Annotated in this window: 13 protein-coding genes; 6 read left to right on the top strand and 7 right to left on the bottom strand. The window is 42.8% G+C overall.

Translation table 11 applies throughout. The features are described 5' to 3' along the window. Positions 1–4: 4 nt before the first annotated feature. From coxB to lexA, 3 genes are all read right to left on the bottom strand, one after another. A complete protein-coding gene (gene coxB, locus A9267_RS18050) occupies positions 5–1,573 on the bottom strand; it encodes a cytochrome c oxidase subunit II (protein ID WP_065110193.1) in 1,569 nt (522 codons plus the stop codon). A 441-nt stretch (positions 1,574–2,014) separates the two neighbouring features. Next, the gene (locus A9267_RS18045) at positions 2,015–2,521 is read right to left on the bottom strand and encodes a cell division inhibitor SulA (protein WP_055025396.1); all 507 of its coding nucleotides are present in this window, start codon (positions 2,519–2,521) and stop codon (positions 2,015–2,017) included. Beyond that, positions 2,518–3,135 carry a transcriptional repressor LexA gene (gene lexA, locus A9267_RS18040; protein WP_055025395.1) on the bottom strand — a complete coding sequence of 206 codons (618 nt, stop codon included), beginning with the start codon at positions 3,133–3,135 and terminating at the stop codon, positions 2,518–2,520. Before lexA ends, A9267_RS18045 begins: the two co-directional genes overlap by 4 nt. A gap of 409 nt (positions 3,136–3,544) precedes the next feature. Between lexA and plsB the strand changes: the two genes are divergently transcribed. Further along, the gene (plsB, locus tag A9267_RS18035) at positions 3,545–5,965 is read left to right on the top strand and encodes a glycerol-3-phosphate 1-O-acyltransferase PlsB (RefSeq protein WP_065110192.1); all 2,421 of its coding nucleotides are present in this window, start codon (positions 3,545–3,547) and stop codon (positions 5,963–5,965) included. 11 nt (positions 5,966–5,976) lie between these two features. Then, entirely contained in the window at positions 5,977–7,221 is a 1,245-nt protein-coding gene (gene mtr / locus A9267_RS18030) for a tryptophan permease (protein ID WP_055025393.1), read from the top strand. Positions 7,222–7,255: 34 nt separating this feature from the next. On the opposite strand, the gene A9267_RS18025 is transcribed toward mtr, so the two are convergent. Beyond that, complete coding sequence (locus tag A9267_RS18025) at positions 7,256–8,299, bottom strand: helix-turn-helix domain-containing protein (protein WP_065110191.1); 1,044 nt, start codon at positions 8,297–8,299, stop codon at positions 7,256–7,258. A 160-nt stretch (positions 8,300–8,459) separates the two neighbouring features. Here A9267_RS18025 and A9267_RS18020 point away from each other — a divergent pair, with 160 nt between their 5' ends. The 4 genes from A9267_RS18020 to A9267_RS18005 all read left to right on the top strand — a co-directional run bounded on the left by A9267_RS18020 (position 8,460) and on the right by A9267_RS18005 (position 11,422). Continuing rightward, positions 8,460–8,804 carry a hypothetical protein gene (locus A9267_RS18020; protein ID WP_055025415.1) on the top strand — a complete coding sequence of 115 codons (345 nt, stop codon included), beginning with the start codon at positions 8,460–8,462 and terminating at the stop codon, positions 8,802–8,804. Then, a complete protein-coding gene (locus A9267_RS18015; RefSeq protein ID WP_065110190.1) occupies positions 8,801–10,024 on the top strand; it encodes an HlyD family secretion protein in 1,224 nt (407 codons plus the stop codon). Before A9267_RS18020 ends, A9267_RS18015 begins: the two co-directional genes overlap by 4 nt. A 238-nt stretch (positions 10,025–10,262) precedes the next feature. Next, entirely contained in the window at positions 10,263–11,057 is a 795-nt protein-coding gene (locus A9267_RS18010; RefSeq protein WP_065110189.1) for a VOC family protein, read from the top strand. 98 nt (positions 11,058–11,155) lie between these two features. Then, complete coding sequence (locus A9267_RS18005) at positions 11,156–11,422, top strand: tetraspanin family protein (protein ID WP_065110188.1); 267 nt, start codon at positions 11,156–11,158, stop codon at positions 11,420–11,422. Positions 11,423–11,497: 75 nt separating this feature from the next. Here the strand turns inward: A9267_RS18005 and A9267_RS18000 are convergent, their stop codons facing one another. The 3 genes from A9267_RS18000 to A9267_RS17990 all read right to left on the bottom strand — a co-directional run bounded on the left by A9267_RS18000 (position 11,498) and on the right by A9267_RS17990 (position 16,950). Next, positions 11,498–14,641 carry an efflux RND transporter permease subunit gene (locus A9267_RS18000; protein ID WP_065110187.1) on the bottom strand — a complete coding sequence of 1,048 codons (3,144 nt, stop codon included), beginning with the start codon at positions 14,639–14,641 and terminating at the stop codon, positions 11,498–11,500. 12 nt (positions 14,642–14,653) lie between these two features. Further along, a complete protein-coding gene (locus A9267_RS17995; RefSeq protein ID WP_082972447.1) occupies positions 14,654–16,300 on the bottom strand; it encodes an efflux RND transporter periplasmic adaptor subunit in 1,647 nt (548 codons plus the stop codon). A 221-nt stretch (positions 16,301–16,521) separates the two neighbouring features. Beyond that, positions 16,522–16,950: a hypothetical protein gene (locus A9267_RS17990; protein ID WP_156669196.1), complete on the bottom strand. Its 429-nt coding sequence runs from the start codon at positions 16,948–16,950 to the stop codon at positions 16,522–16,524. Positions 16,951–17,269: the final 319 nt, after the last annotated feature.

Here is a 17,269-nt window from a genome sequence, read left to right as displayed (position 1 = left end):
TCCCTTACTTTCCATGACCAACAACATCGGTGGCTTGAACAGCATCACCAGTATTATTTCCCCAAGCATTTCGCTCATACGTCACAACAGCTGCGAGTTGCTGCGGTGAGAGTATGGAGCTAAATCCTTGCATTGCTGTACCAGGTTGGCCATTGATAACCACTTCAAGGTGTCCTTCAACAGGCCCCATGACTAACGGACTGCCCACTAACGCAGGGAATGCGCCAGGTAAACCTGTACCAGCGGCTTGGTGACATGCAGCACAGCTGCTGAGGTAAACTTGCTCACCCATTGCCATCAGCTCATCCATAGATAAGTCATCCATAACAACGTCAGGTGTTGCTTCTTCAACGACGTCAGCAACCACTTGTTCTACCTCAGGTTGTGTCGCTGGTAACTCAGCAGGCAAAGTGACAGGCGTTGGCTTATCACTTGCTGAACTTGCATCGCTAGGTGCCCCACCAGAGTTCACATCTGCAGCTTGAACCACATCACCAGAATCATTACCCCAAGCGTTTCGCTCGTAGGTCACAACAGCTGCAATTTCTGTTGCAGTAAGCTGTTTCGCGAAGGCTTGCATGGCAGTACCAGGCTGGCCGTTGACGACAATATCAATGTGGCCAGCAACTGACCCTTTAATGATTGGGCTGCCGATAAGAGACGGGAATACACCAGGTAGTCCTGCACCATTTGGTTGGTGACAAGCGGCACATCGGCCCATGTAAACTTGTTCACCTTGAGCCATCAACTCATCAAAGGTCAGGGTTTGCGACAGTGACGCTTCGGCCGCGGCTTTTGCATCAGCAGTGAGTTGTTTTTGATCTTTCAGCCATTGCTCAAAGTCTGCTTCAGAAACGGCTTCAACTACCACCGGCATGAATCCGTGGTCTTTACCACATAACTCAGCACATTGGCCTCGGTAGGTACCAACCTTATCAATCTTGGTCCAAGCTTCATTAATAAAACCTGGGTTAGCATCTTTTTTCACCGCAAATGCAGGAACCCACCAAGAGTGAATCACATCATCTGAAGTCATTAAAAAGCGTACTTTACGATTGATTGGCAGAACGAGGGGCTTATCGACTTCAAGTAGGTAAGTTTCAGTTTTCGTTTCTGTCCCAGTAATTTGATCGGCAGGGGTGGAAAGTAAACTGTAAAACTCGACGTCTTCATTAAAATAGCTGTAATGCCATTTCCATTGAGAGCCGGTTACTTTAATAGTTAACTCCGCATCACTTGGGTCTTCCATAGCAATGAGGGTTTTTGTGGCAGGAATTGCCATACCAATGAGGATAAGAAACGGCACGACAGTCCATGCTATTTCCACTTTGGTACTATCATGGAAATCAGCAGGTACTGCACCCTTTGATTTTCTATGATAAATCATGGAGTAAATCATGATTCCAAATACCACAACACCAATAGCACAACAGATATAAAGAATGATCATATGGAGGTCGTAAACCTTACCACTGATCTCTGTTACCCCTTGGGTCATGTTAAGCGGCATATCAGCCGCTGCAAGTGGCACTGCAAAAAACAGCACCATTAATCCATACAACAATCGCTTCACAAGACTACTCCTCTGCCAATTGCGATTTGCAATAACAACAAGGAAAAGTCACACAGTAATACTCTGCTCTATGCAAACTTTTCTATTCCCGAAAAAGTTTGATCACTTCAAAGTACACGGTGGCAGTGAGTATTAATACTCGATTATTCTATTGGGTTTTGGTGGCCACACTTGTACCTAATACTGAACTTTTCAATTCTTAAATTGACGCTTTTTTATTCAAGGCTTTCTATACCGCATGGTACCAGCACAATCTTTACAGCGTTTTATCACTTATGTTCATTTTTACCACTAAGAGAGGTCAATAAATGTTACCCCCTTGTTAACTACATTACTTGGAGATTAAATATTGATCAAGATCACTTTATCATCTAATTTGCTGAAAAAAGGCGCAAAAAAAAGCCCGTCACCGAAATGAAGGGCTTTTTTAGCAAATAGACTTTAGTGAAATGCAGATAAATTCAATTGGGTTGCAGTCACAGGATTACTGGCGTTTAATTGGTCATCACGTAAGTGAGTATTTACATCTTCGATAATGACACCTTGTGCTAAGGCGCTTTTAGCGACTAATTGAATGCGACGATTATCACGAGCATCTAATGGGGTTGTCCATGTAATCACTGCGCTGGATGTACCACTTGTGAGTGCTTTTTCCATTGCCCACAGTGTTTCGACTTCATCTTTAGTGTGAACCAGTAATACACGGTCCATTCTGACATTGGCGTTCGCTAGAATTTGTTTGTAACCAATGTGAGGCGGATTAATCAGTACAATCCATCGCCCTTGTTGACTTAATACGGCTAACTGGCCGCATAGCTGAGTTAATTCAGTTAACCCTTGGTTAGCTGTTTGTTTGGTTTCGATACCTTGCTTTACTGGCGCAGCTGCTGATGCCATGTCCATCCATAAACCTGGGTGACGTGGTGCATTACCTATTAATGTGTTCATAACCAACCTCCATTACGGATAACGCCAACAGCGAGCCCTTCAATCGTAAGGCTTTGGCATGTTAAATCGACTTTTATCGGCGAGTACTGCTCGTTTTCTGCATGCAGATAAACAACGTTGCCTTTCTTTTCAAAACGCTTCACGGTGACATCATCATCAACACGGGCAACAACGACTTGACCATTTTTAGCTTGCTGCATTTTGTGAACCGCTAATAAGTCGCCTTCAATAATGCCAATATCCTTCATACTGTCGCCACGAACACGTAGTAAGAAATTAGCATTGGGTTTAAACATTTCAGGATCAACTTGAAAGTATTGTTCAACATGTTCTAGCGCCAAAATTGGTTCACCAGCCGCAACCTGACCAATCAGTGGTAAGCCTTCTTCAACTTCCTCTTCTTCTTGGACCATACGGATACCGCGAGAGGTACCTGGAATAATTTCAATGCAACCTTTTTTAGCGAGTGCTTTTAAATGTTCTTCTGCAGCATTAGCACTTTTAAAGCCTAATCTAGTGGCAATTTCTGCACGAGTTGGTGGCATACCTGTCTCGGCAATATTGCATTTAATTAATTCTAGAATTTCAGCTTGTCGTGGCGTTAAAGGTCTCATGTTGATTCCTGTTTTTTTATACAGTGACTGTCATTATATACAGTATCTTTGGTCGCGCAAGTATTAACCAACATTTTTTGCTGATAAAGCAATAGATATGAATTTTTATCGAAGTTTCTAGTTGTTTAAAGTTAATTAAATCAGTAGTTTATTGTTTTTGCGGGGCGTCGGTAAATTAGTGTGTTTTATTATTGATGACTCAAGTGAATAAGCCAAAAAGTACTGGATACCGTCTATTTATACAGTACTGTACCTAAATGTTTTGCTACTTACTAAGTGATTGATACTTGATGTTAGAACCAACAAAACTTGCTACTTAAATGTTAACTAGATTTACCGAGGTTAGTGTAACTGAATGATATTCTGGTATCCTATGCGCAATAAATCGTTGTTGATAATGCGAAGACCCATGCTAAAACCAGATTCTATCATTGCTAAATCATTACGTTGGATTCAGAAATTAATGGTACACAGTGTTGTTGTGCCTGAAGATCCGTTCGCTGACCTTAACTTAGATCCTGACAAGCCAGTGGTCTATGTGATGAAAACGGAGTCGCTGAGTGATATTGCTGCCTTACATGAAATGACAGCTAAATATAACTTGCCAAGTCCGTATGAACGGTTAGATGTTGATGGTTTCAATACCCCTAGAATTGTGTGTGTGGAAGGGCGTAAACCCTTGTTTGGTAAGCGCCATAGTAGCGATAAATTTGTAGCAAACTTTACTAAGTTGCTCGAATTACACCAAAAGAACAAAGAACTCGACATCCAGCTTGTGCCTGTAAGCCTATATTGGGGGCGTATCCCAGGTAAAGAAGATGACACCATGACCGCTGCGGTTTTTGAGCGTGAAAACCCAACATGGTTACGTAAATGGTTAATGATTCTATTTTTAGGTCGCCATAACTTCATTCAATTTTCTAATGCCATGTCGCTGCGTTATATGGCTGATGAACACGGCACAGATGTCAGTATTGCGCATAAGCTTATCCGTGTGGCTCGTGTGCATTTTCGCCGACAACGTAAGGTGATGACGGGGCCTCAGCTTCCTAATCGTCAAGCGATGTTCAATTCGCTGTTAAAGTCAGAATCCATCAAGCGTGCCATTCAAGAAGAAGCCGTTAACAAAAAAATTCCCGAAGAAAAGGCACGTGAAAAAGCCATTGAGTACCTTGATGAAATCGCGGCAGACTATTCGGATAACTTGATTCGTATTGCTGAGCGTTTCTTAACTTGGCTTTGGAACAAGTTATACAGTGGTATTAGCATCAAGAGTGCGGAGCAAGTTCGTAAACTGCATCATGATGGTCATGAAATCGTTTATGTGCCGTGTCATCGAAGCCATATGGATTACTTGTTACTGTCATATATTCTTTATTATCAAGGCATGGTTCCACCGCATATTGCGGCAGGGATTAATCTTAACTTTTGGCCGGCAGGTCCAATGTTCCGCCGTGGTGGTGCCTTCTTTATCCGTCGTAGTTTTAACGGTAATAAGCTTTATACCGCAGTATTCAGAGAGTATTTAGATCAACTATTTGCTAAAGGCTATTCAGTTGAGTATTTCACTGAGGGTGGTCGTTCACGTACTGGCCGTCTACTTGCTCCTAAAACAGGCATGCTAGCGATGACGGTAAACAGCGTATTGCGGGGTATCGAGCGTCCTGTGACCTTAGTGCCAGTGTATCTTGGCTACGATCATGTCATGGAAGTGTCGACTTATCATAAAGAATTAAGTGGTAAGAAAAAGCAAAAAGAATCTGTATGGCAAGTGTTTGGTGCATTGCGTAAGTTGGGTAACTTTGGACAAGGTTACGTTAACTTTGGTGAGCCAATTAACGTACAGCAGTTCTTAAATCAGCAGTCGCCAGATTGGCGTGAAGAAGTGGCTAAAGATCCCGAGCAAAAACCAACATGGTTAACGCCTGCGGTTAATCAATTAGCCAATAAAGTGATGACAAACATTAACAGTGCAGCAGCTGCGAGCTCTGTTACGTTAACCAGTATGGTGTTATTAGCCGCTGAACAAAATGCATTAGAGCGCACAGAGCTGGAACGTCAGCTAGATTTATATCTTAAATTGATGAAAGAAGTACCTTACACTGATTACACCTCAGTTGCTCAAGGCAGTGCTAGTGAATTAGTTGATCAATGTCTATCACTGAAAAAGTTTACTTCGCACACTGATCAAATTGGTGAAATTATTGCGATTGAAGAGTCTTCAGCAATTGCGATGAGCTACTACCGTAATAACATCATCCATTTAATGGCAGTTCCTTCGTTAATTGCGAGTTGCTTGGTGCAATACGAAGAGTTTAATCGTCAAAAAATTCATGAAATCGTTAATGACTTCTATCCGCTACTCAAGGCTGAGTTGTTTATGGGGATTGAAGACTTACCCGCTTACATTGATAGCGTATTAAACTTATTTGTTGAGCAACAGCTTATTTCGGGTACAGACGAGTTTGAACTCAATCAAAGTAATATTACCCAGTTAATGTTATTGTCTGAAACTGTCAGTGAGACATTACAACGTTACGCGATTATCTTTAATTTATTGGCTTATAAACCGGATATTGAACGTTCAGATCTAGAAAGCGCGAGCCACTTATTAGCTCAGCGTTTAGGTGCTTTACACGGAATTACTGCGCCAGAGTTTTATGATAAAAAACTCTACAATAATTTGAGTGTAAAATTAAAAGAATTAGGGCACTTGTCGGGTAATGACAATCAGTTTGCTGTCATCCGAATTCGCGACCATGCCAATGGTATGTTGCGTTTATCTGTTCGTAAAACCATAGTAGATAGCGTCACTATGGAACATGGGTAACCACTAACTTTATGAGTTCAACACAATCACAACCGCACAATAAATCATTATTAGGCGGTGCTATGATTATTGCCGGTACCACAGTCGGTGCCGGTATGTTTTCCCTTCCTGTTGTCAGTGCTGGTATGTGGTTTGGCTATTCCATTGCCATGCTAATCGGTATTTGGTTTTGTATGTTGGTGTCAGGCTTAATGCTACTTGAAACCAACTTGCATTTTAAACCTGGCGACAGTTTCGACACGTTAACCAAAGTGACATTAGGCCAATTCTGGCGGATAGTTAATGGGCTTTCCATTACCTTCGTATTATATATTCTGACTTACGCTTATATCAGTGGTGGTGGCTCTATTGTGAACCACACCTTGTCAGGTATGGGCATTCATTTACCACAAAGTATTGCAGGCTTAGTGTTTGCCCTTGTGCTTGCTGCGATTGTGATGATTAGCACTAAAGTGGTCGACCGTATTACGACAGTAATGCTTGGCGGGATGATCATTACTTTCTTTTTAGCCGTCGGTAATTTGCTGATTGATGTGGAAACCGTGAACTTGTTAGTCCCTGACGGACAGGCGAGTTTTGCTCCATATATTTTAGCTGCCATTCCTTTTGGTCTGACAAGCTTTGGTTATCACGGCAATGTGCCAAGCTTAGTTAAGTATTATGGCAAGCAGCCTAATGTGATTATCAAGGCGATTTGTATCGGTACCTTTATCGCGTTAGTGATTTACACGTGCTGGTTAATTGCCACCATGGGCAATATTCCTCGTAGTCATTTTAGCGATATTATCGCTCAAGGTGGGAATATGGGCGTATTGGTTGCGGCATTGTCAGATGTGATGTCCAGTGCTTGGCTAAATACCATGTTAACTTTGTTTGCTAATTTGGCCGTTGCGTCATCTTTCTTAGGGGTGACCTTAGGCTTGTTTGATTATTTAGCTGACTTATTTGATTTTGATGAATCAGCTAATGGCCGAATCAAGACCGCTGCTGTGACCTTTATACCGCCAACCATCTTAGGCTTATTATTCCCAGATGGTTTTTTAATCGCTATTGGTTTTGCCGCTCTTGCCGCGACAATTTGGGCTGCTATTGTGCCAGCGATGATGGCGTATAAGTCACGTAAAATGTTCCCTGATGAGAATAGCTTTAGAGTTCCTGGTGGTACGCCGCTAGTGGTTGTAGTGATTCTTTTTGGTGTGTTAACAGCAGCTTGTCACTTATTGGCAATGGCTGATTTATTGCCTGTTTATCGATAAGCTATACGCAATATTGATAATCTAAAAAAGCCCTCTATTGAGGGCTTTTTTGATGCAATTTTTCAACGTACTGAGTCGGTGATTGATGATGTAATCGCCTAAAACTTTTACTGAAGCTGCGAACACTGGCATAGCCAAGTAGCTGCGAAATCTCTTTAACTTCTTTGCCTTCAAGCATATATTTCACTGCTAAATTTCCTAAGATATAGCGCATTAACTCTGTAAAACTAAAGCCATTACGCTGCAATCGTCGCTGTAATTGTTGTTTCGAAAAACCACATAATTCCGAAAGGGAATCTAATGTGGGTAAACCATAAAAACGTATGTAATTCACCAGCTCATAAAGCACTTTAGGCGTGTCATGGGGTTGAGGCATATTTAAATATGAGTCGAGTTGATTGAGGCTAATACTACTTTTGTTATTGCGCTGAATATGTTGGGAGGTGGATAGCGAAGCCAAAAAGTGTTGTTCAGAGCTAATCAAGGAGTCGACATCAAGCCATATCTCGGTTTGCGGCGCATTCCAGGTCACTTTGGTTCCAAATATCGCTTCGCTCTCCTGTTGGTTAATGGCGGGGCCGCTGAGCATCACTTTAATCGGGGTGAAGTCTTTGCCTAAAAAGTGCTTGCAGGTATTTAGCAGTGTTAAGGCTATGCGGAGCGAGTCATGGGATTTGGCTTTGCCGCTGACATAGTTATTGCGATAGCACCATTTAATAATCTTATTCGACTGAGCACCGTAGTAACTTGCACCTGAATGAAAACAAGCCATGGCATAGTTAATGCGCCGAAAGGTAATTGCCAAGTCTGGAGTCGCCAAGAACCAGTTGTTAGGCATATTAAATTGGTTGACGGTTAAGTAGTGTTGGAGCGTCAACATATAATCTTGAACATTCGATAATTGCTCAATCTTACTCAGCCACATTGATACTTCCGAGTAAGGGATTAATGTCATGGGCTCATTCAACAAGCTTTGAGGGATCGATAGATCCTTTGCTGTGATGCCATAGTGGGCTTCAACCCCTTTTAGCACGGGTAAAATGCAGCAAACTCGAATAAATGAAACTTCAAATGCCATGTCAATTTCTCGTTAAGTGCTTGGGATCGGTAGATGATATTTAAGTAACTATATATATCAAAAAACAATGATAATTGATACGTATGGTTACTTTGTGTTGTAGTTTTGTCGTTTGGGTGCACACTACGCAGCATCTAAGTTAACAAGAGGTGCAATCACTATGAGTTTATTCAGTATGCCATTCGTCGATTCTGGAGTTGATGTTGCACTTCATGGTGTGGCTTTAGTTGTATTGGTCGGGGCTGTCGCTGCCGCAGGATTCGGTTTTTGGAAAGTTCACGAGTTGCCGATTCATAAAGCTCACAAAGAAAAACATCAACAAATAGGACTGATTACTGCGCTCACATGGATAGGATTTATCTGGCATTGGGTTTGGGTGTTAGCAGTCATGGTCGCGTTTATTGATAGTGGTAAAGCATTAAGAAGGATCAGAGATATTTGGCGAGAGAATGAACGGGAAGAGCCTGTTACCGCCACTCCAGCAAAAGAGGAGATTAGCTCATGATTGAAGGTTTAGCTGTTTGGGCGTTGTTTATCTATATTTTACGCTTGGTAGGTATGCCTTGGAATAAAGGCACAAAAGCTTTTTCATACTTAGGCGGTGCTGGCTGGTTACTGTTTGTATGGGTAGGACTATTAAACTATGCGCCTATGGATATTACAGGTGGCTCTGTTGTGCAATCTCCGCATATTCAATTGCGTCCAGCTTCGACACAAATTAAAGGTAATGTAAAAGGTATCTATGTCGAACCTAATCAAAGAGTAACAGCAGGGCAATTAATCTACGAGATAGATGATGAGCCTTATCAAATAGCGCTGAATAAGGCTAAAGTGCAGCAACAAACAGCTAAGGTTGCATTGTCACTTGCTAAAGAAGATATAGGTATCGCTGAAAAAGTGTTACACGCTGCGCAGTCTGATGTTGCGATTAATCAAAACCAACTGCATGCGAGTAAAAAAGACTTGGTGTGGAAGCAAACCACCATGAATCGTTATGTTGAACAAAACAGTAAAGTGGCTGACACCATTACTGAAAGTCAGCTAGATGAGCAACAAACGGCTGTCGATTTAGCGCAAGCGAAAGTGGATTCGTATGTGACACAAATTGCCAAATCGAATACCCAAGTACAAAAAGCAAAGTTAGATATTCAAAAAGCACACTTAACAGTAGAAAGCCGTCAGTCTGATTTAGACAGTGAACTTGAAAATGTGGCTCAGGCGCAATGGAACTTGGACAATACTAAGGTTTTTGCACCTGCAGATGGTTATTTAACGAACTTCATCATGCGTGAAGGACAGTATGTGGGGGTTGCACCTCGTATTCAAATGTATACCGATGAGAAGTACGTGCTAATGAGGGTGAATCATCAAGCGATTCGTAATGTTGAAGTTGGACAGATGGCCGAGTTTGCTTCAGCAGTATATCCTAGCAAAATTTTCAATGCGGAAGTTGAAGGGATAATTGAAGCCACAGGCGAAGCCCAAGGTAGTTTGCTTGCTCGAGATGACAATGTGAGACAAACAACGGGGCAGAACATTAATAACAAGCACCATTTCGTGCGCTTGAAATTACATGAAGCTGAGGGCTTCGATATTCCAGTCGGCTCGGTAGGCTTAGCATGGGTATCGGCAGCTAAACCAATTGAGTTCCTTGCTTTCTTGGATGTAATTCGTGGAATTATTATCAGAATGAAGTCGCAAATATACTACATCTGGTCAATATAACCTCGAGTTATACAACCAAAGTTTGAATGGTATATCGCGTTAAAAACGCTCTCGCAAGAGGGCGTTTTTTTATGGTGCAAATTAAACTGATTATTCCCTCGACAGGCTAACTAAAACGGTCTTAACTATAGACATGATTTCCAAAATATTTGCAGTGTCAGTTTTAGTCTTGATAGTGAATATCAGATAACTTTGCCGTTAATCGCACTGAGCAAATATACTTTTCAAGGATAGGTTTATGAATGTGACTCACTACATGCAAGGTCAGCCTTGCTGGGTGGAACTGGCCACTCATGATTGGTATTCCGCAAAAGGATTTTATCAAGCGTTATTTCAATGGCATCCTGATGATATGCCTATGCCTGAAGGGCATTACACTATGCTACAAATAGACGGAGATGATATTGCCGCTATGTATCAAATGCCCAAAGAAATGGCCAGCCTTCCCACGCATTGGGAGTTGTACTTTGCGGTTGATGATGTCGCTGAAACCGTTAAAGCTATCCAGCATGCTGGTGGAGAAATTATCGCAGGGCCACATGCTGTGGGTGATTCTGGAAAAATGGCCGTCTGTCGCGACCCTGAAGGTGCTCGTTTTTCAATTTGGCAGGCGATAGAACATATAGGTATCAAGCGCACTTTTGAGCCAAACACCTTATGTTGGGTAGAGTACATGTGCCGCAATGTTGGCGTATCGAAGAACTTTTATTGTCAGGTTTTGGGTTTTGATACTGAGTCCGTGGATATGTCAGAAGTGGGTGTTGCTGAATATGTGCAGTGGCTTGTTGCTAAGCAAGCTGTTGGCGGCATGATGGAGATGACCGAAGAGTTTGGTGATATGCCATCGCATTGGATGTTGTATTTTAGTGTCGATGATTGCGACATGATGGCGCAAAAGGCAGAAGAATTGGGCGGTAAAGTTTGCGTGCCTCCTACTGATATTCCAGATGTTGGTCGCTTTGCAGTGATAGATGACCCTCAAGGTGGGACGTTTTCTATTATCAAGTTAAGCTTACCTGTTGCTAACGGATAATCTGCTTTAACTTAGGCTTTTGGTTTGATAGCTTAATGATGCTTTGCTGATGGTTTAGCAAAGCCTTCACGGAAATCAACAGAGCTCAAGGAAGCAGCATGCAGCAAACGAAAGAACACAAACTCGCTGAAATTAAAAAGAAAATGATGCTGGTGGCAATAATTGATTTACCTGGGACATTGCTATTAGCGATAGGTCTATATGGGATAGTTGTTGGCTACAGGCTTGAGGCTTTGCCAATGTTAGATAACCCCAATGTGCTTTACGTTATGATGGCCGTCGGTGCGAGTATCATGTTATGGGGATTAGTCAGTATGTTTCGGCTTGCTCGTATCAAACAGCAAATAGAACACGATGATTCTTAAATAATGTGATTATTTTTAAAAAAAAGGCGCCATTTGCGCCTTTTTTAATGTGCTATTACTAGGTGTTAACTAAGTTTAGCTGATTGTTTTTGGGAGCTTTCTTCCGTAAATCAACAAGTAAATAGCAGGTATAACAAACAAGGATAATAACGGCGCAGTGACCATGCCACCGACCATAGGGGCGGCAATTTTTTGCATCACCTCATTACCTGTACCACTGCCCCACATGATTGGTAGTAAGCCGAAGAAAATGGTCGCAACCGTCATCGCTTTCGGACGAATTCGCATCACCGCTCCATGAATTAATGCTTCGGTTAAGTCGCTGCGTTGTTGGTATTGGCCTTGGCTTTTTCTATCTTTAATACTGTTATTTAAATAAACTTGCATGACGACCCCAAATTCAGCAGCCACGCCAGCCAGCGCAATCATGCCGACAGAGACGGCAACCGAGAAATTGAAGTCCAGTAAATACAATAGCCAAGCACTTCCTACTAATGAAAATGGCAAACTCAGCATAATCACTGAAGCTTGAGTGAATGAACCAAACGTCATCATTAGCAGCATAAATATCACCGCAATCATTAAAGGAATGACTAACTCCATTTTGGCTTCGACTCGCTGCATATACTCATATTGCCCAGCGAAGGTATAGCTATATCGTGCTGGTAATTGGATCTGCTCATCTAATGCTGATCGAGCTGTCTCGATATACTCACCGATAGATATATTGTCTAAATCGACAAATACCCAACTGATTAACCTGCCGTTTTCACTGGCCAACATGGGAGCCCCATCGCTAATCGTAATGCTGGCTAAATTGCCTAATGGCAAATATTTCCCTGTTTTTGTCAGGACAGGCAATGCGGTAAGTTTTTCTATGCTGTCACGCAACTCTCTTGGGTATCGAATATTAATGGGATAACGCTCTTGCCCTTGAATCGATTGTCCGACTTGCATACCGCCAATGGCCATTTGTACTACATCTTGTATGTCTTTTAATGTCATACCATATCGAGCAGCGTTTTTAAGATTGGGCTCAATATCAATATAACGTCCGCCGCTGGTTCGTTGGGCAAAAGCTGACTTAGTGCCAGGTAGTGAACTGACGACAGCTTCAATCTCAGTACCAATACGTTGTAACTCATCAATATTGGCGCCTGAAATCTTGATACCAACGGGGGTACGCACCCCCGTGGAGAGCATATCAATACGGGTTTTAATGGGTTGCACCCATGCGTTGGTCATACCGGGGATTCTGACCGTTTGCTGTAACTCTGCAATGATCCCTTCAAGTGTCATACCTTCACGCCATGTATCACGAGGCGCTAACATGATTGTGGTTTCTAGCATGGTTAACGGTGCGGGATCTGTTGCGGTCATGGCGCGTCCGACTTTACCAAACACCCGCTTAACTTCAGGTACAGTCTTAATTAATCGGTCTGTTTGCTGCAAAATTTCAGCGGCTTTACCAGCGCTAACGCCAGGTAAGGTTGTTGGCATATAAAGCAAGTCGCCTTCTTCGAGTTCAGGCATGAACTCACTGCCCATTTTCGTCATAGGATAAACCGCACTACCTAGGGCGATTATCGCTAATAAAATGGTGAACTTGGGAAAGCGTAATACCAATCTGAGTAAGGGCTCATACATCGCAATGAGCAAGCGGCTGAGTGGGTTCTTTTTCTCGTCAGGGATCTTGCCTCGAACAAAATATCCCATTAATACAGGGATAAGGGTGATAGCCAGCAAAGCACTGGCTGCCATCGCAAATGTTTTAGTGAATGCTAACGGATGAAATAAACGTCCTTCTTGAGCTTCAAGAGCAAACACTGGAATAAAGCTTAAGGTGATAATCAACAGACTAAAGAAAAGCGCCGGACCGACTTCGATAGAGGCTTTGCGTACCAGCTCCCAGTGCGCTTCTCCTGTGGGCGCTTGGCCCTGATGTTGCTGTCGGTAATGTTCAAGATGTTTGTGGGTATTTTCCACCATGACAATGGCTGCATCCACTACCGCTCCAATGGCAATGGCAATGCCGCCTAAACTCATGATATTGGCATTAACGCCAATCAAGTTCATCGCAATAAAGCTGATTAAAATTGAGATAGGCAGTGAAATAATCGCTACCAATGTTGAGCGGGCATGAAGTAAGAAAATCAGACAAATGATGCCAACAACCAACATCTCTTCTAAGACTTTGTTTTTAAGGTTATCCACTGAATTAAGGATGAGCTGTGAACGGTCATAAGTGATGACTAACTCCACCCCATCGGGTAAGCCGTTTGCGATTTCTGTCAGCTTTTGCTTAACATTGTTGATAGTGGATAAAGCGTTTTCGCCGTAGCGCATGACAACAATGCCACCAACCACTTCACCTTCACCGTCTAATTCTGCGATACCACGTCTTGCGCTTGGGCCTGTGCGCAGTTGGGCGACATCTTTCATCAATACAGGAATACCTGAATCAGAAACAATGCCTAATGGAATTTCGTTAAAGTCAGCCAAGGTTTGGCGATAACCGGTTGAGGTAATCATGTATTCGGCTTCAGCCATTTCGATGACTGACCCGCCGGTAGAACTGTTGGAGTTATCGAGCGCATTTTTAACCGTCATCAAATCAATTTGATATAAGGCCAGCTTATGCGGATCGACAATGATTTGATAAGACTGCTCCATACCGCCAATCGTTGCGACTTCTGAAACGCCAGCCACACTTTGTAATTCAAGCTTTAAAAACCAGTCTTGCAGTGAACGAAGTTGGGCTAAATCATGCTGGCCTTTGCGGTCAACTAACGCGTACTGAAATACCCAACCAACCCCAGAGGCATCAGGCCCTAATGTAGGGGTGACATTATCAGGTAGCTGGGTTTGGGTTTGCGAAAGGTATTCCAATACTCTTGAACGAGCCCAATAAATATCGGTGCCATCTTCGAAGATGATGTAGACATACGAGTCGCCAAACATGGAAAAACCACGCACCGTTTTTGCGCCAGGTACAGCAAGCATGGCTGTTGATAACGGGTAGGTAATTTGATCTTCCACAAGCTGTGGTGCTTGCCCAGGATACGATGTTTTAACAATCACTTGTACGTCAGACAAGTCAGGCAAAGCATCCAGCGGTGTTGTTCGCATCGCTTGATAACCAACTAATGCAACAACAAGGGTGAGTAGTAACACCATTGCTCGCTGCTTAATCGAAGTACTGATTATTTTTGCTAACATGACAGTCTCCGATTAATGATGCGCATGCGCATCTGATGTGTCAGTGGTGTTGTCTGCATTACTGCCACTTAGACGTTGTAAACTGCCTTGAATGCTGGCTTCGGAATCTAACAAGAATTGACCAGAAACAATGACTTTTTCACCTTCATCTAAACCATCAATAATCTCGGCTTTACCTTGAGCAATCATGCCAACTTTTACGGGAACTGAGGCAAAGCTGTTATTGTCACGCTGCACAACAACGCGATTTTCTCGTCCAGTAAGAATGAGCGCTTCAGTTGGAATGGAAAGCACATTACGTTTTGGCCCACCAAACAATTTTACATCGACCAGAGTGCCGGGTTTTAATTGCTTACCTGGGTTATCCAGCTTGATGCGCACACGCATTGCTTTTGAGACGGGATCGAGCTCTGGGTATATGTAGTCAATGGTCGATTCTAAATCGAAAATCCCTTGAGCCGCAGAAGACACTTCAACGGGGCGTCCAATCTCAAGCCAGCTTTGCTCGTTTTCAAATACATCAGCAATCACCCAAACACTTTTTAAATCAACGATTTCAAATAATGTTGTGCCAGGTTCAACAAACATGCCGTGCCTTACCGACAGTTTGCTGACAAACCCATCTTGGTCAGCGTAGTAAGGTACGCGGTAAATGGTTTCACCTGTGCGTTCAAGTTGTTTGATGGTGCTATCACTCACTCCTAATAGCTCTAGACGCATACGTGCTTTGCGCAGCAAGCTTGCGCCGCGTGCTTTATCTTGTTTAAGGTAATCAATGGCTTGCATATAATCATCTTGTGCTGTGATCAACTCAGGCGAATAGAGTTCATAAAGCAGTTGACCTTTTTTCACTTTCTGGCCGACATTGTGCACCATTAACGTTTCCAGCCAGCCATCAACACGAGTATGGGCGTGACCAATTCGGTTTTCATTGTATTCAACGGTTCCGATTGTACGTACTAATTTCCATAAGGTTCCGCTTGTAACTTGTTCACTGCGCATACCTAAAGCTTGTTGCATACCGCCTGATACGCCGACAAGTATCTCACTAGAACTTGCATCGCCCATGGTGACTTTTTCTAAATCCATACCACAAATAGGACAGCTGCCAGGTTCATCTGAAACCACGTGAGGGTGCATAGGGCAAACGTATTTAATATGACTCGTCTGTGCTTGCTTGTTAGCAGGTGTTAGCGTGGGTTTAGGCTGGCTTAGGATATTGTCTGCTTTCGTTTGGGTAGAAGTATCGACGACAGTGGACGCCATTGCATGGGCATGTCCGGCATGTTCATCTGCGGAAAATTCCTCCTCTTCTTCTTTCACTAAAAACATATTGCACTGAGGGCAACGGCCTTTTTCGTGGCTGGTTTCTTCTGGATGCATTGGGCAAACATAAGTGGAGGTATTTTTAGTCTCTTCTTGAGCTATGTCTTTGGCAGCATGGGAGCTGGATACTTGTTCTGTCGACTGGTGAACTAAAAACATGTTGCACTGAGGGCAACGGCCTTTTTCATGGCTGGTTTCTTCTGGGTGCATTGGGCAAACATAACTCTGCTCAGTCGCTTGATGTATTTGACTATGCTGTTGTGCCTGAGATGGCATCGAAACAAGCGAGAACCCAACAGAAATCGCAATCAATATACAGTTTATGTGTTTCATAAAAACCTCAAATGGCGCTTATATGCGTCGCTGTGACGCACAAATTCGCCTAAATATCTTGTCAGTAAAGCATTGAAATTGGCTGTGGCTATAACAGCTGACTTTCAGTATGAACAAGCGGTATTACTCTGTGATGTATCTCAGTGTATACCTACCGTTGTGCTCATGCCTTCTGTACCTATGCTTTGGCACAAGTAAAGCGGCTGATATAGCAAAGGTTGTTATACGATGGGAGGTTTGAATGCGGGTAAAGTTTGATGGAAAAAGAAATGCGGCAGAGCTGTGGCTTCAGCTTTGATATTAATGGGTGTCGCTAAGGTGATATCCAGGCTTTGCAAGTGACCGGTCATTGAGATTGTTAAGCAATGTCCACAGTCGATGCTGCATCCAGACACTGAATCACAACAGGCACTTGATGCCATTTGCACCATTTCAGGCATGGTGTCGCAACATGAATGATCTTCTTCATCTGCTGAAGATGCCATTGCACTGCCCATGTGGTGCTTAACATTTGTAGCAGAGGCGAGTTCGTAAGCGTCATGTGTCATGCTCGGCATAACCATCGCATAGCCATTAGTCACCAAACCTTGTCCGAGTAAAGCGAACAAAGCGAGGAAAGTCATGATGTGATGCGATAATGAAAGCTTCATGGTTCTCCAATCGGTGCCAACAAACAAATAAGTGATGAACATTTGAGGCAAGCAATGATACAAGTGCCAAATATAGCTTGTTAACAACTTGCCAGCAATCAAAGTGTCATAAAAAGCCTAACTTTTCATCTAGACCCATTAAAACCAAGATAGTTCAATGCGTTAATATGGCGTGCTTGATATGAGGAGTATTGTATCAAGTTAAAGAATCTTTGCGAATATGCTCAGCTTGTATTAGGTTTAAGTAAGTTGTATTGAGTCACTATTTATGTGGTTATTTAGATCTGGCTCTCATTTTGAGCATAATTTGGCAACTTAT

The organism is Shewanella sp. UCD-FRSSP16_17 (genome assembly GCF_001675935.1).
Classification (GTDB): Bacteria; Pseudomonadota; Gammaproteobacteria; order Enterobacterales; family Shewanellaceae; genus Shewanella; species Shewanella japonica.
This window is presented reverse-complemented; position numbering and strand designations above follow the sequence as displayed.

What these genes read in the sequence shown, in the direction of transcription:
- A9267_RS18045 (WP_055025396.1), bottom strand. Translation starts at nt 2,521, where the DNA reads ATGAACACATTAATAGGTAATGCACCACGTCACCCAGGTTTATGGATG.
- lexA (WP_055025395.1), bottom strand. Translation starts at nt 3,135, where the DNA reads ATGAGACCTTTAACGCCACGACAAGCTGAAATTCTAGAATTAATTAAA.
- plsB (WP_065110192.1), top strand. Translation starts at nt 3,545, where the DNA reads ATGCTAAAACCAGATTCTATCATTGCTAAATCATTACGTTGGATTCAG.
- mtr (WP_055025393.1), top strand. Translation starts at nt 5,977, where the DNA reads ATGAGTTCAACACAATCACAACCGCACAATAAATCATTATTAGGCGGT.
- A9267_RS18025 (WP_065110191.1), bottom strand. Translation starts at nt 8,299, where the DNA reads ATGGCATTTGAAGTTTCATTTATTCGAGTTTGCTGCATTTTACCCGTG.
- A9267_RS18020 (WP_055025415.1), top strand. Translation starts at nt 8,460, where the DNA reads ATGAGTTTATTCAGTATGCCATTCGTCGATTCTGGAGTTGATGTTGCA.
- A9267_RS18015 (WP_065110190.1), top strand. Translation starts at nt 8,801, where the DNA reads ATGATTGAAGGTTTAGCTGTTTGGGCGTTGTTTATCTATATTTTACGC.
- A9267_RS18010 (WP_065110189.1), top strand. Translation starts at nt 10,263, where the DNA reads ATGAATGTGACTCACTACATGCAAGGTCAGCCTTGCTGGGTGGAACTG.
- A9267_RS18005 (WP_065110188.1), top strand. Translation starts at nt 11,156, where the DNA reads ATGCAGCAAACGAAAGAACACAAACTCGCTGAAATTAAAAAGAAAATG.
- A9267_RS18000 (WP_065110187.1), bottom strand. Translation starts at nt 14,641, where the DNA reads ATGTTAGCAAAAATAATCAGTACTTCGATTAAGCAGCGAGCAATGGTG.
- A9267_RS17995 (WP_082972447.1), bottom strand. Translation starts at nt 16,300, where the DNA reads ATGAAACACATAAACTGTATATTGATTGCGATTTCTGTTGGGTTCTCG.
- A9267_RS17990 (WP_156669196.1), bottom strand. Translation starts at nt 16,950, where the DNA reads ATGAAGCTTTCATTATCGCATCACATCATGACTTTCCTCGCTTTGTTC.